The sequence below is a fragment of the Janthinobacterium sp. SUN128 genome (assembly GCF_030587275.1).
GTDB classification, from domain to species: Bacteria; Pseudomonadota; Gammaproteobacteria; order Burkholderiales; family Burkholderiaceae_D; genus Janthinobacterium; species Janthinobacterium lividum.
In genome coordinates, this window is the sequence record NZ_JAPWHY010000004.1 from 32,711 (window position 1) to 50,093 (window position 17,383).

At 61.0% G+C, this 17,383-nt stretch carries 15 protein-coding genes; 8 read left to right on the forward strand and 7 right to left on the reverse strand.

Translation table 11 applies throughout. The features are described 5' to 3' along the window. Nucleotides 1-2: 2 nt before the first annotated feature. Genes yidD through rpmH form a run of 3 tightly spaced genes read right to left on the reverse strand, consistent with a single transcriptional unit; the run spans nt 3 to nt 855 of the window. Nucleotides 3-263 (reverse strand): membrane protein insertion efficiency factor YidD, encoded by a 261-nt coding sequence (gene yidD, locus O3297_RS24260; protein ID WP_034754335.1) that lies wholly within the window; start codon nt 261-263, stop codon nt 3-5. Continuing rightward, nucleotides 260-712, reverse strand: a complete 453-nt coding sequence (gene rnpA / locus O3297_RS24265) for a ribonuclease P protein component (protein ID WP_080753306.1) — start codon at nt 710-712, stop codon at nt 260-262. Before rnpA ends, yidD begins: the two co-directional genes overlap by 4 nt. An 8-nt stretch (nt 713-720) precedes the next feature. Then, the gene (gene rpmH, locus O3297_RS24270) at nt 721-855 is read right to left on the reverse strand and encodes a 50S ribosomal protein L34 (RefSeq protein ID WP_010401996.1); all 135 of its coding nucleotides are present in this window, start codon (nt 853-855) and stop codon (nt 721-723) included. 513 nt (nt 856-1,368) lie between these two features. On the opposite strand from rpmH, the gene dnaA reads away from it, so the two are divergent. The 5 genes from dnaA (at nt 1,369) to O3297_RS24295 (ending at nt 9,004) form a co-directional block, all read left to right on the forward strand. Then, nucleotides 1,369-2,763: a chromosomal replication initiator protein DnaA gene (gene dnaA, locus O3297_RS24275; RefSeq protein ID WP_034781304.1), complete on the forward strand. Its 1,395-nt coding sequence runs from the start codon at nt 1,369-1,371 to the stop codon at nt 2,761-2,763. 150 nt (nt 2,764-2,913) lie between these two features. Continuing rightward, the gene (dnaN, locus tag O3297_RS24280; RefSeq protein WP_034754341.1) at nt 2,914-4,020 is read left to right on the forward strand and encodes a DNA polymerase III subunit beta; all 1,107 of its coding nucleotides are present in this window, start codon (nt 2,914-2,916) and stop codon (nt 4,018-4,020) included. A 153-nt stretch (nt 4,021-4,173) separates the two neighbouring features. Beyond that, nucleotides 4,174-6,672: a DNA topoisomerase (ATP-hydrolyzing) subunit B gene (gyrB, locus tag O3297_RS24285; RefSeq protein ID WP_211552143.1), complete on the forward strand. Its 2,499-nt coding sequence runs from the start codon at nt 4,174-4,176 to the stop codon at nt 6,670-6,672. A gap of 143 nt (nt 6,673-6,815) precedes the next feature. Next, nucleotides 6,816-7,736: a bifunctional helix-turn-helix transcriptional regulator/GNAT family N-acetyltransferase gene (locus tag O3297_RS24290; protein WP_305050519.1), complete on the forward strand. Its 921-nt coding sequence runs from the start codon at nt 6,816-6,818 to the stop codon at nt 7,734-7,736. Between the two features lie 206 nt (nt 7,737-7,942). Continuing rightward, a complete protein-coding gene (locus O3297_RS24295) occupies nt 7,943-9,004 on the forward strand; it encodes a GGDEF domain-containing protein (RefSeq protein WP_305050520.1) in 1,062 nt (353 codons plus the stop codon). On the opposite strand, the gene O3297_RS24300 is transcribed toward O3297_RS24295, so the two are convergent. Continuing rightward, nucleotides 9,001-9,351: a hypothetical protein gene (locus O3297_RS24300; protein ID WP_305050521.1), complete on the reverse strand. Its 351-nt coding sequence runs from the start codon at nt 9,349-9,351 to the stop codon at nt 9,001-9,003. The two genes, O3297_RS24295 and O3297_RS24300, sit on opposite strands and share 4 nt — an antisense overlap. A gap of 123 nt (nt 9,352-9,474) precedes the next feature. Between O3297_RS24300 and O3297_RS24305 the strand changes: the two genes are divergently transcribed. Both O3297_RS24305 and O3297_RS24310 read left to right on the forward strand, forming a co-directional pair. Further along, nucleotides 9,475-10,485 carry a hypothetical protein gene (locus O3297_RS24305; protein ID WP_305050522.1) on the forward strand — a complete coding sequence of 337 codons (1,011 nt, stop codon included), beginning with the start codon at nt 9,475-9,477 and terminating at the stop codon, nt 10,483-10,485. Nucleotides 10,486-10,648: 163 nt separating this feature from the next. Next, nucleotides 10,649-11,800: an AI-2E family transporter gene (locus tag O3297_RS24310; protein ID WP_070280107.1), complete on the forward strand. Its 1,152-nt coding sequence runs from the start codon at nt 10,649-10,651 to the stop codon at nt 11,798-11,800. A 1-nt stretch (nt 11,801) separates the two neighbouring features. Here the strand turns inward: O3297_RS24310 and O3297_RS24315 are convergent, their stop codons facing one another. From O3297_RS24315 to O3297_RS24325, 3 genes are all read right to left on the reverse strand, one after another. Next, entirely contained in the window at nt 11,802-13,535 is a 1,734-nt protein-coding gene (locus O3297_RS24315) for a methyl-accepting chemotaxis protein (protein WP_305050523.1), read from the reverse strand. Nucleotides 13,536-13,885: 350 nt separating this feature from the next. Then, nucleotides 13,886-15,499 carry a toxin-antitoxin system YwqK family antitoxin gene (locus tag O3297_RS24320; protein ID WP_305050524.1) on the reverse strand — a complete coding sequence of 538 codons (1,614 nt, stop codon included), beginning with the start codon at nt 15,497-15,499 and terminating at the stop codon, nt 13,886-13,888. A 41-nt stretch (nt 15,500-15,540) separates the two neighbouring features. Next, nucleotides 15,541-16,455, reverse strand: a complete 915-nt coding sequence (locus O3297_RS24325; protein WP_034781295.1) for a DMT family transporter — start codon at nt 16,453-16,455, stop codon at nt 15,541-15,543. Between the two features lie 102 nt (nt 16,456-16,557). On the opposite strand from O3297_RS24325, the gene O3297_RS24330 reads away from it, so the two are divergent. Further along, entirely contained in the window at nt 16,558-17,346 is a 789-nt protein-coding gene (locus tag O3297_RS24330) for a helix-turn-helix transcriptional regulator (RefSeq protein ID WP_305050527.1), read from the forward strand. Nucleotides 17,347-17,383 lie beyond the last annotated feature (37 nt).

Here is a 17,383-nt window from a genome sequence, read left to right on the forward strand (position 1 = left end):
TGTCAGGAGTGGTTGCAACCGCAAGCGGTCGTTGAAGATTGTTTGCCATCGGCCGGCGGCACCGGGTCGACGCCCCCTTCATTCCAGGGGTGGCAACGGCACAGGCGCTTGGCAGCCAGCAGGCTGCCCTTGGCCGTGCCGTGCACGCGCAGCGCTTCCATCGCGTAATGCGAACAGCTCGGATAGAAACGGCAATTCTGTCCCAGCATGGGGCTGATCAGCAACTGATAAGCGCGCAGCAGGAACAGCAGCAGGGTTTTCATGGCGCGGATGGTGGTGGCGCAGCAACAGAACGGGCCTGGGCGGCGATTTGCGCCGCGAACAGGCGGCTCAATTCCTCACGCAGCTCGGCTTTGAGCCGGGTCGTGGTGGCCGGGCCATCCTTGCTGTTGACGGCGCGCGACAAACGCACCACGCAGTCGACCGGCGGCATCGCGCTGTTGCGAAACAGCTCGCGCGTGACGCGCTTGATCGTGTTGCGGGTCGCCGCGCGCGGCGCGAAACGCTTGGCCACAACGACGCCCAGCCGCGCATGCGGCAATTGATTGTGTCGGGTGTACAGCACAAAATGCGCTGTTTTTTGCGAAGGGCGCAAACGAAAAACGGATGAAAATTCATCCGTTTTAACGATACGCCGAACGCGCGCGAAGTCGTGTGAACCTTCGCGTTGATTGCCGACTGGAGTACAGCTAGCCACGCGATCAGCTGTCAACGACAAGCCTAGACGGCCAGACGTTTGCGGCCCTTTGCGCGACGTGCGTTGAGCACATCACGGCCACCACGGGTAGCCATACGAGCGCGGAAGCCGTGCGTACGCTTGCGGCGAACGACGGAAGGTTGGTAAGTACGTTTCATGTTGGTCTCGCTAAAAACAAAAAAAATGCAAAATCGGGTCTGACGTCCCGTCAGTTTTTGGTGCCAATGACAATCGCGCACTTATGCCAAGGCACAAGCTGGCCAATCTCATCGCCCGCTTAATCCACGCTTAGTCCATATTGTCGTTCCAAATGAATAAACACGGAATACGGGCGGGGAACCCTGAATTATTCAGCATATGCCCCCCTCTTGTCAAGGATTGCCGTGATCGCCTGGAAATTTGCGCGCCGCTCCCCATCTGCCGGCAAGGCCCCGCCACAGGCCGCGCCAGCACTGCCTGTGACGGGATAACCGGGGGATAAGTCGCCTCTTATGCACACGGCGCCCCACCCCGCCACACAAAAATAACAGCCGTGCCTGTGGATAACTTTCGCAGTCGGGAGTAGAATAGCGCGTTACGTGTGGCGAGCCCTCGCGCGACGCCGGCCTTGCAACACGGTGAACGCAGGGCAGAATCGATACGCCCTCCCACACCTTTTCACATAGACATACATGGATAATTTCTGGCAGGCCTGTTCCGCGCAGTTGGAACTGGAGCTGACACCGCAACAATTCAGTGCGTGGATCAAACCGCTTATCCCTCTCGATTACGAAGAGGGCAAGCTGCGCATTGCTGCGCCCAATCGCTTCAAGCTCGATTGGGTCAAGACCCAGTTCGCCAGCCGCATCACTGCCCTGGCCATTCAGTACTTCGAAGCGCCGACGGAAGTGCAGTTCGTGCTCGACCCGCGCCTGGCCCTGCCGAAGAAACCCGTCACCGCCAGCACCCCGGCCAGCGATCCGAATGGCGGCGCGCCCAGCGCGCGCGCCGCGGAGCCGCAGCCCAGCGTGCCGGAACTGAGCATCGGCGCCGCGCCGCGCCGCGAGCAGAGCCGCATCAACACCGACCTGACCTTCGACAGCTTCGTGACGGGTAAAGCCAACCAGCTGGCGCGCGCCGCCGCCATCCAGGTGGCGAACAATCCGGGCGTGTCGTACAACCCGCTGTTCTTCTATGGCGGCGTCGGCCTGGGTAAGACCCACTTGATCCACGCCATCGGCAACCAGGTGATGGCCGACAATCCGGGCGCGAAGATCCGCTACATCCACGCGGAACAGTACGTTCGCGACGTAGTGACCGCTTACCAGCGCAAGGGTTTCGACGACTTCAAGCATTACTATCACTCGCTCGACATGCTGCTGATCGATGATATCCAGTTCTTTGGAGGCAAGAGCCGCACACAGGAAGAGTTCTTCTATGCGTTCGAGGCATTAATTGCCGCAAAGAAACAGATCATCATCACCTCGGATACCTATCCGAAGGAAATCACGGGCATGGACGACCGCCTGATCTCGCGCTTCGACTCGGGCCTGACGGTGGCCATCGAACCGCCGGAACTGGAAATGCGCGTGGCGATTCTGCTGAAAAAAGCCAAGCAGGAAGGCGTGACCTTCTCTGACGACGTGGCCTTCTTTGTCGCCAAGCACTTGCGCTCGAACGTGCGCGAACTGGAAGGCGCGCTGCGCAAAATTTTGGCGTATTCGCGTTTCCATGGCAAAGACATCACCATCGATATCGTCAAGGAAGCCTTGAAGGACTTGCTGTCGGTGCAGAACCGCCAGATTTCCGTGGAAAACATCCAGAAAACGGTGGCCGACTTCTTCAATATCAAGGTTGCCGACATGTATTCGAAGCGCCGCCCCGCGAATATCGCCCGGCCGCGCCAGATCGCCATGTACCTGGCCAAGGAATTGACACAGAAGAGCTTGCCGGAAATCGGCGAGCTGTTCGGCGGCCGCGACCACACCACGGTGCTGCATGCCGTGCGCAAGATCGCGCTGGACCGTACCAAAAACCCGGAATGCAACCACGAGTTGCATGTGCTGGAGCAAACGTTGAAGGGCTAAGCACGGCTTTGGCAAGACTGGCTCAAAACGTGCTTTACCCTTATTATCTGGGAGGGCACCGCAGCCGGTCTGTCGGGGCTTCCCATGGCAACAATTGTTAAATTAATACGTTAAACGTCGTACTGTTCAACCTATACATTGAGGATAAATATGCAATTGGTCAAAACCACCCGAGATACCCTTCTCCGGCCACTGCAGATCGTGAGCGGTATTGTCGAGCGTCGGCACACTATGCCGATTCTGGCCAATATCCTCATCCGCAAAGACGGTGAAAATGTCTCCTTCCTGTCGACCGACACCGAAGTGCAGATCACCACGCACGCGGAAATCGGTTCCGGCGCGGACGTCACCGGCACCACCGTGGCCGCGCGCAAGCTGCTGGACATTTTGCGCGCCCTGCCCGAATCGGGCGACGTCACGATGACCCTGCTGAACAAGCGCCTGACCGTGCAAACGGGCAAGTCGCGCTTCGCCCTGCAAACGCTGGCGGCGGAAGAGTTTCCAACCGTGCAACAGGCGGAAAGCTACAACGCGTCCGTCACCCTGCCGCAGAAAACGCTGAAGCACCTGTTCAACATGGTGCATTTCTCGATGGCGCAGCAAGACATCCGCTACTACCTGAACGGCTTGCTGCTGGTTCTGGATGGCAATAATGTCATCGCCGTGGCCACCGATGGCCACCGCCTGGCGTTTTGCCAGGTCGCCACCGAGCAGACGTTCGCGCGCCAAGAAGTGATTATCCCGCGCAAGACCATCATCGAACTGCAGCGCCTGCTGGAAGAGAACGATGAGCCGGTGCAGCTGGACATCGCCGCCAACCAGGTGAAACTGACCTTTGCCGACATCGAGCTGATCTCGAAGCTGGTGGAAGGCAAGTTCCCCGACTACACGCGCGTGATTCCTAAAGGCTACAAAAACGACTTCACCATCGGCCGCGATGAACTGCTGCGCTCGCTGCAACGTGCCGCCATCATGACCAGCGACAAGTTCAAGGGCGTGCGCTGCATCATCACCCCGGGCAGCATGAAGATCAGCTCGACCAATGCGGACCAGGAAGAAGCCGTCGAAGAGCTGGAAATCGACTACGGCGGCGACTCCGTCGACATCGGCTTCAACGTGACGTATCTGCTGGACGTGCTGAACAACCTGAAATGCGAATACGTCAACATCGCGCTGGGCGACTCGAACTCGTCCGCCCTGATCTCCATCCCGGACAATGCCGACTTCAAGTATGTCGTCATGCCGATGCGCATCTAAAGACCACAGCAGTGACGTAGGTCGGATTAGCGCAGCGTAATCCGACATGCTGAATCTCCGCCTGTCGGGTTACGCCGTTCCGGCTAACTCGACAGACGGTCATCAGCCAGCAGCCCCGAATCAATCAGCAATCGTTATTTGAGAAAGCAGTCCATGTCCGAGAATCCACAAGACACCCCGATCCAGGCCAAAACGGAAGAATACGGCGCCGCCTCCATCCAGATCCTGGAAGGCCTGGAAGCCGTACGCAAACGCCCGGGCATGTACATTGGCGACACCTCGGACGGCACCGGCTTGCACCATCTGGTATTCGAAGTGCTGGACAACTCGATCGATGAATCGCTGGCCGGCCACTGCACGGAAATCCACGTCACCATCCACAGCGACAACTCGATCTCGATCACCGACAATGGCCGCGGCGTGCCGACCGGCCTGAAAATGGACGACAAGCACGATCCGAAGCGTTCGGCGGCGGAAATCGTCATGACCGAGCTGCACGCGGGCGGCAAGTTCGACCAGAACTCGTACAAAGTCTCGGGCGGCTTGCATGGCGTGGGCGTGTCTTGCGTGAATGGCCTGTCGAAACTGCTGAAACTGACCATCCGCCGCGATGGCAAAGTGCATCACATGGAATTCGTGCGCGGCGTGCCGCAAGACCGCCAGATCGTCATGGTCGGCGACATCGCCACCTCGCCGATCAAGGTCATCGGCGAAACGGACAAGCGCGGCACCGACGTGCATTTCTGGGCCGATGAAGAGATTTTCACGCACGTGGAATTCCACTACGAAATCCTGGCCAAGCGCATCCGCGAACTGTCCTTCCTGAACAATGGCGTCAACATCAAGTTGTCCGACCAGCGCACGGGCAAGGAAGAAATCTTCGCCTTCGAAGGCGGCACGCGCGGCTTCGTCGAATACATCAACAAGGCCAAATCGGTCTTGCACCCGACCATTTTCCAGGCCACGGGCGAACGCCTGTCGGACCAGGGCACGAACATCTCGGTCGACGTGTCGATGCAGTGGAACGATGCCTACAACGAACAGGTGCTGTGCTTCACGAACAACATCCCGCAGCGCGACGGCGGTACCCACCTGACGGGCTTGCGCGCGGCGATGACGCGCGTGATCAACAAATACATCGATGAACACGAATTCGCCAAGAAGGCGAAAGTGGAAATCAGCGGCGACGACATGCGCGAAGGCCTGACCTGCGTCTTGTCGGTGAAAGTGCCGGAACCGAAATTCTCGTCGCAGACGAAAGACAAGCTGGTGTCGAGCGAAGTGCGCGGTCCCGTCGAAGAGATCGTCGCCAAGACCCTGGCCGACTACCTGCAGGAAAAACCGAACGACGCCAAGATCATTTGCGGCAAGATCGTCGAAGCGGCGCGCGCGCGCGAAGCGGCACGCAAGGCCCGCGATCTGACGCGCCGCAAAGGCATCATGGACGGCCTGGGCCTGTCGGCCAAGCTGGCCGACTGCCAGGAAAAAGACCCCGCCCTGTGCGAACTGTACATCGTCGAGGGTGACTCGGCAGGCGGCTCGGCAAAACAAGGGCGCGACCGCAAGTTCCAGGCCATCCTGCCGCTGCGCGGCAAGGTCTTGAACGTGGAAAAAGCCCGTTTCGAGAAAATGCTGTCGTCGGAGCAGATCACCACTCTGATCGCCACGCTCGGCACCTCGATCGGACCGGACGAATTCAACGTCGAAAAGCTGCGCTACCACCGCATCATCATCATGACCGATGCGGACGTCGACGGCGCCCACATCCGTACCCTGCTGCTGACCCTGTTCTACCGCCAGATGCCGCAACTGGTCGAGCGCGGCCACATCTACATCGCGCAACCGCCGCTGTATAAGGTGAAAGCCGGCCGCGACGAGCGCTATCTGAAAGATGACGCCGAGGAAGCGAGCTACATGATGACGGTGGCGCTGAACACGGCCGTGCTGGTGCCGCGCACAGGCGCGGAAGGCATTTCCGGCGAGACCCTGACGGAACTGGTGCGCAAGTTCAACCTGTCGAACACCATCATGACCCGTCTGACGCGCGTCATCGACCGCGCCGCCCTGACGGCCATCATGACGGGCGTGCAGCTGGACCTGTCGACCCTGGACCTGGCGGAAACCTCCGCCCTGGCCCTGCAGACGGCCATCAACGACAGCGCCGTGCGCGTGCACGTGCGTTCCGACGACTTGTCGGAAAAACACATGCTGCGCATCGAGCGCATGCACCACGGCAACGTGAAAGTCAGCGCCATCGACGCCGACTTCGTGCAAGGCCCAGACTACGCCGTGCTGAGCAGCGGCGCCGCCACCTTCGAAGGCTTGATCGGCGAAGGCGCGTTTGTCCGCCGCGGCGAAGGCGAGCGCATCAAGGAAATCGCCGTGGTTGACTTCCACCAGGCCATGCAATGGCTGCGCGACGAAGCCGAACGCACCGTCTCGAAACAGCGCTACAAAGGTCTGGGCGAAATGAACCCGGATCAACTGTGGGAAACAACGATGGACCCGACCGTCCGCCGCCTGCTGAAAGTGCAGATCGAAGACGCGATTGCCGCGGATCAAATCTTCACCACCCTGATGGGCGACGACGTGGAACCACGCCGCGCCTTCATCGAAAACAACGCGCTGCGTGCGGGGAATATCGACGTGTAAGCTAACGTCTCTGGTTTCCGTTCAGCTAAGGCGGCCCTCTTCAGGGCCGCTTTTTTTTGCACGCCAGTATCCTGCCGCCAGATTGACATACTTGCCAAAAGCAAGCAATAATCTGCCATAAGCAAGCAAATGGGAGATATCACATGCAGGCGGATCAACTTGGCGAACGCACGGAGATCGTGCGTCGTTTCAACCGTTTCTATACGCGCCAGATTGGCGTGCTGCATGAACACTTGCTGGACAGCGCGTTTTCGCTGACGGAGGTGCGCATCCTGTATGAACTGGCGCATCGTGAGCAATTGACCAGCGCAGACTTGTGCCGCGAGCTGGGCTTGAATGCGGGCTATCTGAGCCGGGTCATTGCCGGGTTCGAAAAGCAGGGGCTGATCGCCAAGACGCGCTCGCCCACGGATGCGCGCGCGGCGCAATTGCAGCTGACAGAGCAGGGACAGCGCACCCTCGCCCCCTTGGTCGACGCCTCGCGGCGCGAAGTGGCCGCCATGCTGGAACGTTTGCCGCCGACGGCGCAGCAGGCGCTGGTCGCTGCCATGGAGCAAATCCAGGGTTTGCTGGGGGAACCATCGCCCAGCTATCTCCTGCGCAATCCGCAGCCGGGCGACATGGGCTGGATCATCCACCGGCAAGCCGTGCTGTATGCGCAGGAATATGGCTGGAACAACGAGTACGAGGCACTCGTTGCCGACATCCTCGCCAAGTTCGTGCGGGAATTCGACCCGGTCCGCGAGCGCTGCTGGATAGCAGAGAAGGACGGCAAGGTAATTGGTTCCGTCTTCATCGTGCGCCAGGACGACACAACGGCCAAGCTGCGCCTGCTGTATGTCGATCCCTGTGCGCGCGGCCTGGGCATCGGCAGCCGCCTGGTCGACGAGTGCCTGCGCTTCAGCCACCAGGTCGGCTATACGAAAATGATGTTGTGGACCAACAGCATCCTCACCGATGCGCGCCGCATCTACGACAAGGCCGGCTTCCAGCTGGTCGAGGAAGAGGCGCATCACAGCTTTGGCAAGGACTTGATCGGCCAGGTGCTGGCGCGTGACCTGTAAGCAGGCGCTTGCCAGCTTCTGAGGTGAAAGCGACTGTGGCGGCACGAGGACAGTGGCCGCCAATTTCCTCGCCCGTATCCCCCTTCCCCTCAAGAAACCAGTACACTAGTTCCTGAGCGCAACTAATTTTGTGCGCGCGCCATGCCGCCTGCCGTTGCCGGGAGGCGTCCCTGCCGCAAGGCGTGTTGTCTGCCTGGACAAATGTCATGTTCACTTCGCGCAGCCTGTCTCCTGCCTTCTATTACCTTTTCTTTTCAGGAGAACGGGAGCAGCAGCAGCGCTTTTTCAGGGAACTGCATTTCATTTCGATAGCCATCCTGACATTTGGCCTGGCTTGCTGGCTGGTCACGTTCAGCCTGACCTTGTCGCGCGCTTCGCTCGATCATGCGCAGGCGGCGCTGGGCGTGACGGGCATGGTGGTCGGGCTGGTGCTGACCAGGTATGCGAAGTCACTGCAGGCGATCATCGTCAGCGGTACGATCAGCGTGCTGTTCATTGCTTTCAGCTTTCGCGTGCTGATGCTGGGGACGGAAGATCCCGCTTTCTGGGTATTGCCGCTGGGCGTGATGATCACCCTGACGACGGCGCCCATCTTCAGCGGCATCGCGTATTACCTGGGCGTATCGCTGTGCGTGTGGGCCATCCTTGGGCTGGGGCAGTTTCCCGTGCATGCGGGCCAGGCTGACCAGCATTGGCCCGTGCTGGCCGTCACCATCAGCGTGATCATCGGCCTGGCGCTGAACATCTATTTTCTCGTCTTGCGCATCCATAACTACCGTTCCCAGCGCGAACTGGCGACGATGGCCTACAAGGATGGCTTAACCGGACTCAACAACCGGCGCATGTTCACGCAAAGCGCCCGCACCTTGCAGCGCACGGCGCGCACACCTGCGTATTTCCTGATGATCGACATCGACGACTTCAAGCAGATCAACGATGTGTATGGCCATGACGTGGGCGACGAGGTGCTGAAAAAGATCGCCGAGGTGATCGGCGGGCTGTCGGGCGAGCACCTGTGCGGCCGCCTGGGCGGCGAGGAGTTTGCGGTGATTTACCTGGGCGAAAAGAACGCGGCCTGCGCCTTTGCCGCGCAACTGGTCGATGCCGTCGAAGCGGCCTTTGTGCCGGAACGCAGGGTGTCCGTCAGCATCGGCATCGCGGAACTGATCAAGGAAACGGACTTGTCGCACAGCTACCGGCGCGCCGATGAATCCTTGTACCAGGCCAAGAAAAACGGCAAGAACCGCTACGTGCTCAACGCCGCCTAGGCATTGGCGTCCTGCTTGGCATCGAGCAGCGCCAGCAAGGCTTGCGGGGAAATCTTCCAGGGATCGCGCTGCTCGGGATCTACCTCGTACCAGCTGTCCTGGGCCCCGATCTTGAGGATCGTCAAGGGAATGTCCTTGCTCTCAAAGAACGCCAGCATGCGGCGGATCAAACGGCTCACCTTGGCGTGGTCATCCAGAAACAAGGGACAGGTATAAAAACAGCCCGTCTCTCCCATACTCAACAGTTTGGCCGAGCCGACGCGCGAGCGGCCCAGATATTTGTGCAGGAACTCGGTCACTGCCGCATCGTCGACAGGGATACTGCAGGAAATAGTAATCTGGGCCATGGCAACGGGAACAGTGATTCAATAGCCAAGCTTAGCAGAAAGAGATTTATTCCTGAAATGCTAAGATCGCGGCCCGCGCATGCCGGCAAGCCGTCCGGCATGGCGTCTCGACAAGGATTGCCATTGAACACCCCAGGAAACATCACTTTTCGCATGCTGTCCCTGTGCGCCGCCCTGTGCCTGCCGCTGTCCACCATGGCGCAAGCCATTCCTGCCGAGGATGCCGCCTTCGTGGCCGCCACCGTGCCTGTCCCATCGCCGCCGCTGCGCCTGAGCGCGCATCCCGAGATCCGCGCCGACGTCTTGAAACTGCTCGGCTATGCGCGCGGCAGCTATACGCAGGGCGATACCCTGATCGCGCGCCAGGTGCTCGACAGCATGCATTCACTCGATGACATCACGCGCACCATGCTGCCCGACGGGCGCTCGGTGCTGGCCTCCATCGATGCCAGCACCGACGGTGCATGGCGCGCCGCCATGCTGTTCGATCCGCAACGCAAGCTGTTGGCGCTGGGCCTTGTCAACGGCCATTGCCAGGCCGCCATCGGCGACGCCGCGCCCGCCTGCCTGCCATCCACGCATGCCGTGCTGACGCTGTTCCTGCCGCCCGGCGCGGAGGACGAGATGGCCGCGCCGCTGCTGGTCTGGGCGCGGCAGTTGCCACAGATGCTGGCACAGGCTGCGCCGGAACAGCGGCAAAGCATTGCTGTGGTGGAATACATCACGACCCGCCCCGGCCAGCCCGGCTGGGAACAGCGCGACGTACCGCCCGGCTTTCCCGCCAGCTTGCTGCACCTGCTGCTGCCGAATGCGGAACTCAACAGCAGTTCCAGCGGCGGCAAACTCATCGCGCCGGCGGGCCTGGCGGGTTTGCCCATGCGCACACCCACGGAAGCGGCCGAGGCCGGCGACGAGCCCATGCCCGATGCCAGCATCACCCTGCGCAGCTATGCCGATTTCCATTGGGTGCTCAACACCTATGCCAAACTGGCCAAGGGCGCGCAAGTGAAGGGGCATGACGAGAAGGTCGTGTTCACGGGCAGCGATACGAGCGGCCGCTACACGGTGACCTTGCGCGAGCCGGACAAGGAAAACGGCGTCTTCATTACCGTAGCCTTCTGGCGGACAAAATAAGCGGAGGCACACAGGGAAAACATTGCTATTCCGCACAAGGGCATGGCATTTTGGCATTTTGCGGTATGATTTCCGGCCGTGCGGCGCGGCCCGATCCCTGCCTTGCCCACCCTGTCCTTCAAGCCAGCCACGCTTGCGTAGCATCCTGCCCTAAGGAATTCATATGTTCGGTTTTAACTTGCGCGTCGCCAAGATGGTGTGGACGGCTTTTCTCGTCGCTTTTTTGTTATTCATCACGTACAAGGTGTCGTCGACCTTGATCGTGGTGGTGTTCGCGGTGTTCTTCAGCTACCTCGTGTATCCGCTGATCGGGCTGCTGGAGCGGTATGGGCCGAAACGCCTGCCGCGCACGGCCAGTATCGGCATCGTCTTCCTGGTGGTGATCTTGCTGGTGGCGGTGCTGGGGTCGATCTTCGGGGCGCGGATAGAGGAAGAGGCGATCAAGCTCAGCGATCAATTGCCGACCTTGCTCAAGGGGAATAATTTTGCCGAGCGCATTCCTTTGCCGGAATTCATGGAACCGTTGCGCGCGCGCCTGCTGTCGTTCATGCAGACACAGCTGAGCAGCGGGACGGGACAAGCCATGCCGCTGGCGAAAGAACTGGGCTTGACCGTCATGCATGCGGCCAGCAACCTGATCTATCTGGTGCTGGTGCCCGTGCTGAGCTTTTTGTTGATCAAGGAAGGGCCGGACATGCGCGACGGCTTGCTCTCCCTGCTGAACCGCCCGAACAAGAAACTCTGGGGCGCCATCATCGATGACCTCGACATCTTGTTGTCGCGCTATGTGCGCGCCCTGCTGCTGTTGTCGATCGCCACTTTTGTGTCCTACAGCATCGCCTTTTCCCTGATGGGCGTGCCGTACAGCCTGCTGCTGGCCGGCGCGGCCGCCTTGCTGGAATTCATCCCGTTTGCCGGCCCGCTGGCGGCGGCCGTCATCGCCGTGGTCGTGGCCGGTTTCAGCGGCTTCGAGCACGTGTTCTGGCTGATCGGCTTTATCGCCGCCTACCGTTTGTTCCAGGATTACGTGGTCAACCCATACTTGATGAGCGAAGGCGTGGAAGTAAGCCCGCTGATGGTGATCGTCGGCTTGCTGGCCGGCGACCAGCTGGGTGGCGTGGTCGGCATCTTCCTGTCCGTGCCCGTGATGGCGGCCATCAAGATCGTCTTCGTGCGTGCCCGAGCGGCCTTGCAGGCGCGCCATGATGCGCATGAGAAAGCGGAACAGGCGGCGGAAGAAGCGCGCGCCCAGGCCCTGGCCGAGGCGGCGCGCTTGCAGGAACAGGGCAGCAAGGCCACCCTGCCAGCGCAGTAACTTAGAACTCTTCCCACTCGCCGCTGTTATCGGCAGCAGGCTTGGCGGGACGCGGTTTTGCGGCAGCGACAGGTGCAGCAGCGGCGCGGGCCGGCGCCAAGCGCAGCGCCGGGCGTTTCAAGGCCGTGCTGGCCGCGGCCACGACAGGCTTGCGCAAGGCAGGCTTGGCCGCTGCCGGACCGCTATGGTTGGCGTCGAGTTTAAAAATGCTGACCATCTCGGCCAGCGCGGCCGCCTGCTCCTGCATGGATTCCGAAGCGGCTGCCGCTTCTTCCACCAGCGCCGCATTCTGTTGCGTCACGGTATCCATTTCCGCCACGGCTTGATTGATCTGGCCGATGCCCAGTTCCTGCTCGCGGCCGGCGGCGCTGATTTCGCCCATGATGTCCGTCACGCGGCGGATGCTGGACACGATCTCATCCATCGTCGTGCCCGTCTGGCTGACCAGCGCGCTGCCGGCGCCCACGTTCTGCACCGACGCTTCGATCAGCATCTTGATGTCCTTGGCCGCGCTGGCCGAGCGGTGCGCCAGGTTGCGCACTTCCGTGGCGACGACGGCAAAGCCACGGCCCTGTTCGCCGGCACGCGCCGCTTCCACGGCCGCATTCAAGGCCAGGATGTTGGTCTGAAAGGCGATGCCATCGATCACGCCGATGATGTCGGCAATCTTTTTCGACGATTCGCTGATGGTGCCCATGGTATCGACCACTTGCGCCACCAGCGCACCACCCTTGACGGCCACATCCGATGCGGACACGGCCAGCTGGTTTGCCTGGCGCGCATTGTCGGAATTCTGCTTGACGGTCGAGGTCAGCTCTTCCAGCGAGGAGGCTGTTTCTTCCAGGCTCGACGCTTGCTGCTCCGTGCGGCTCGACAGATCCAGGTTGCCCGAAGCGATTTCATTGCTGGCCGTGGCGATGGCGCCGCTGCCGTCGCGCACGCCGCGCACGGTGTTCGACAGGCGTTCCTGCATTTTCTGCAAGCCCGTCAGCAAGGCGCCCATCTCGTCGTTGCGCGTGATGACGATGTCATTGGCCAGGTTGCCGTCGGAAATGGCGCCGAAATGGCGCAGGGCCTGATCCAGCGGGCCGAAGATGGCGCGCAGCAGCAAGATGCTGGAAATAATCGTCAGCAAGGCGCCGACGATCATACCGCCGATGGCCATGGCCACCTGGGTGCGGTAACTGGACTGGCTGGTCGCATACATCGCGGCGGCCGACGTGGCCTGGTATTGCGTCAATGTTTCGGCTGCCTGGTCCAGGGTGCGGTACAGCGGCGTCAGCCCCGTCATCATCAAACCGTCCGCTTGTGCGACGTTGCCTTCACGCAAAGCCTTGCTCATGACCAGCAAGCCGTTGTTCATGTAATCGCTGCGCTTCTTGTCCATGTCGTCGGACAGGCGCTTTTCGTCCGTGCTTTGCGGCAAGGCCAGGTACACCTTCCAGGACTTGTTGGAGGCTTCCATGAATTGTTCCGCACGGGCCAGGGTATCCTTGGCATCGGCCGCTTCGGGGTGCACCATCACGCGGTCCATCGTGAACCGGGCGCGGCCCAGCAGAATCTGCGACTCGCCGATGGCTTGCGTCGATACCAGCTGATTGCTGTAGACCTCGTTGAGGTTGTGGTTGGCCGATTTCAGGCTGATGATACTCATGACGCCCAACACGGCGATCAGCAAGCCCAGCACACTCATGGTGGCAATCAGGCGCATTTTTATTGTTATATTCGACAGCATGCAGTTTCCTTGGTAAGGGCGCAACCTTGCCTGCGCATGCCGGACGAGATAGCGGCAAACGCCAGATGGGCGGGTCACGTGAATTGTTCAGGACAGATCGATACGGCGTGTAAGGCGGCAGGGGGGAAGGCGGCCCGCGCATATCGTCAGGAGTGCAATACAGGGCAACGAGGTCGAGGTTTCCTGTACTTTTAATTTCCTGACTGCAAGATACAGGGAAAGTTTACTAGTAGCAACATCCAGTATTGATTTTCACGCTTTGTAACAAGCGGATGATGTTTTTTGCGCAGAACTGGCATTCCGCTGCCGTGCAAGGTCGCGTGGGAATGCCATTTATGCTAGCTAACAAGTTAATACATGGTTTCTTCGATGAGCTGGCCATCGTCGCGGAAATACTGGAACCGGCCCGTTTTCATGCCCATGTTGTAGGCGCCTATCCGCTTTGGTTTGCCGTTCTGGAAATTCTCGATATTGACGCCATGCAGCACGCCCTTGTGCCAGCTACGGTGAAATTGCGGCACTTCGCCATCGGGATAAAACAGGGTTTCCGCCCCATCGCGCTTGCCGTTGGCAAACGAGCCCTGGTAACGCCGCTTGCCATCCGGATAAAAACTCTCCATCGGGCCCTCGAGCTCGCCAAAGCGGTAATGTTCGACCAGTTCCAGCTGGCCACCGGCCGCATATTGTTCCAGCTTGCCTTCCGGTTCGCCATCGCGCATGGTCAGCACTTGCCAGCCGCCATCCGGCGTCGCCTTCTTCCACGGCCCCTGCTTGATGTCATCGACATACAGGCCGCCACCGCCCGGCTCGATCCACTGGCCCTGCTTCTTGCCATTCACATAGTTGCCCTGCCAGTGCACCAGCGTACCGATACGGCGCTCGCTGGGGCCGTCCAGCCTGTCTTTGACGTAGGTATCGAAACCCTCGTAATTGCCCTTGCCCTCGTCGCGCCATTCGTCCACGCCCGGGCTCACTTCCCAGCGGCCCGTGCGCTGGCCCCGCTGCATCATGCCCGTTGTCGTTTCCTCGCCGCTTTCATACGTCCACGGCCCTTCGGCCTTGTCGTCGACAAACGCGCCAACCGAGCGGATGGTGAGCGGCTCTTCATAGTGCCACTGCCCAGTGCGCTTGCCTTGCGCATACCGGCCACGGGCATACACGTTGCCCGTGCAGCAATTCACGTCGTATTCGATGAGCAGCCCATCCTGGCTGGCGGCGAAGCGCTGCGGCTGCGTTTCCCAGGTAATCCACTTGACGTGATAACTGGGCGCGCGCCCGCCTTCCCAGCCCTTGCCCAGCAGATAGGTGACCGTGAGGAAATGGCCCTCCTTTTCCTGGAAGGTTTTTTTATAGGCAAATGCCGGGGCGTCCGTCGGCTTGCCGGGCAATAACTCGCCATCGATATTGAAATAGCCGACCAGGGTGCCGTGGCCATGCTCGATGGCGTCGAACTCGGCCACGCCCGTGGGTGCGTACGCGATGCTGTAGTCGATCAGCTGCAAGCGGGCCAGCGCGGCGCGCACCCGCGCCTCGTCCATGGTTTTCGCGCCGCGCACGATGGCGTCCAGGGTGGGCTGCAGGGTGGCCACCTTGAACATCCTGCCGCCGCTGCGCTCGTAGCGGTAGGCATGCAAGCCAAAGAGCTTATCGCTGCTGCGGCTGAGCACGAACGTGGTTTCACCTTCGCTGTCGAGGTCAAGCTGGAACACGGCCGCGATGCTGGCCTTGCCATACTTGTTCAGGTTCATGCGCTTCTCGCTATCCCCGTTGCACTGGCAATAGTAGCCGTTGACTTCGCCATTTTCCCGCAGGAAGGCCAGCACCACGCCGCCATCGCGGCGCTCGACAACGCTGGCGGTGGCCATCGGTTTACCCTCGTAGAACCGGACTGCCGCCTGCGCCGGCGCCAAAGTGCCCAGCGCCAGCAGCGCCGCCATCGTGCTCATCCAAAATGTTTGCCGCATGTCAACTCCACTGCCTGAAAACCGCCATTATGCATGGCCATTCAGGCAAGACCGGACACGCCAGGACGCTGGCGCCACAGGGGCCGCTGCACCGTCTGGGCCAGCAGCACGCCCAGCAGCGAGATGCCGCCGCCGACCAGGTGGTACACATGCATGCTTTCGTGCAGCCAGACGATGGCCAGCAAGGCCGTCAGCAAGGGCAGCAGGTTGACGTAAATGCTGCAGCGGTTCGGTCCCAGCAGTTTTACCCCTTCAATCCACAGGTAGGACAGCACGATGGACGAGCCTATGCCGGCATAGCCGATCAGCGGCAAGGTCGTAGCGTCCAGCCTGGCGCTGCCGGCCGGCAGCAGCAGGAACAGCGGCAGCATGCACGCCAAGGCTGCCAAGGCCTGGCAATAAATGGCTTGCCAGGCGGGAATGGATAAACGCCAGCGGCGCAGCAGCACGCCATACAGGGCGAAACTCAGGCAGGCCAGCAGCATCAGCGCATCGCCCGCATGCACGCCTTGATGCAGCAAGGCCAGCACGTCGCCGCGCCCCACCAGGTACAGCAAGCCGCCAAACGACAGCACGCCGCCGGCCGCCATGCCGACTGTCAACCGCTCGCCCAGCAGCAGCACGCTGAGCAAGGCCGTCATCAGCGGCGCCAGCGCCGTGACGATGGCCATATTCGTCGCCGTCGTCGATTCGGCGGCGCGGTAGGACAGGCTCTGGAACAGCGCCATCGACATCACGCCGCACAGGGCCAGCTGCCACCACTGGCGGCGGATGGCGGCGCGGTTGCGCCACAGGGGGCGGGCGATAAACGGCGTCATCACCAGCAAGACCAGCACCAGGCGGTAAAAAGTGATGGCGGTGGGGGCGATGCTGGACGCCGCCAGCTTCGAGACGACGACGTTGCCGGCCCACAGCAGCATGGCCAAAAACGGATACAGATAGGCGCGCACAGGCATGCGAGGCTCCAGGAATAGTTGCGGGAAACCATCATGCCGCAGGCGCGCCGCGCCTTCTCGCGCTAAAATGTCTGGACCTATCGCAAAACTGACATCATTTTCATGGATTGCACCTCCCCCGCCTTTCAGGAATTGCTGCCCGTCACGGCGCGCGCCATGGCGCTGGCCGTCGACTATGCGCATGGCCACGTGATTTCCGTGCACCGCCACACGCATGCGCAATTGCTGTATGCCATCGAGGGCGTGATGACCATCGAGGCCCAAGGCGGGCGCTGGGTGGTGCCGCCCACGCGCGGCGTGTGGCTGCAGCCCGGCATCGCGCACCAGGTACGCATGAGCGGCGCCGTGAAAATGCGCACCGTCTTCATCGACTGCGCCAGCTCACCGCTGCTGCCGCGCCACAGCTGCGTGCTCGACATCAGCCCCCTGCTGCGGCAATTGATCGTGGCGGCCGTCGACATCGCGCCCGATTTCACGGAAGGCAGCCGCGACTGGCATCTGCTGCAATTGCTGTTGCACGAGCTCGACAGCCTGCCCGTGCTGCCTTTGTATCTGCCGCTGCCTGCCGATGCGCGCCTGCGCGGCATCTGCGCTCGGCTGATGGCGCAGCCGGGCGAACAGCAGACGGTGGCGCACTGGGCGCAGGAACTGACGATCACCGAGCGCAGCCTGCACCGCTTGTTCCAGAAACAGACGGGCATGCGCTTTGGCCAGTGGCGCCAGCAGGCGCGATTGCTGCGGGCGCTGGAACAATTGGCGCACGGCAGCAAGGTCATCGACGTGGCCATGGACAATGGCTATACGAGCCAGAGTGCGTTCACGGCCATGTTCAAGAAGCATTTCGGCACCACGCCCACCGCGTTTTACCAGGCAAAAGTCATCGCTGCGTAAAAAAAATGCTGCTATGCATCAATAATCATGGGCGATA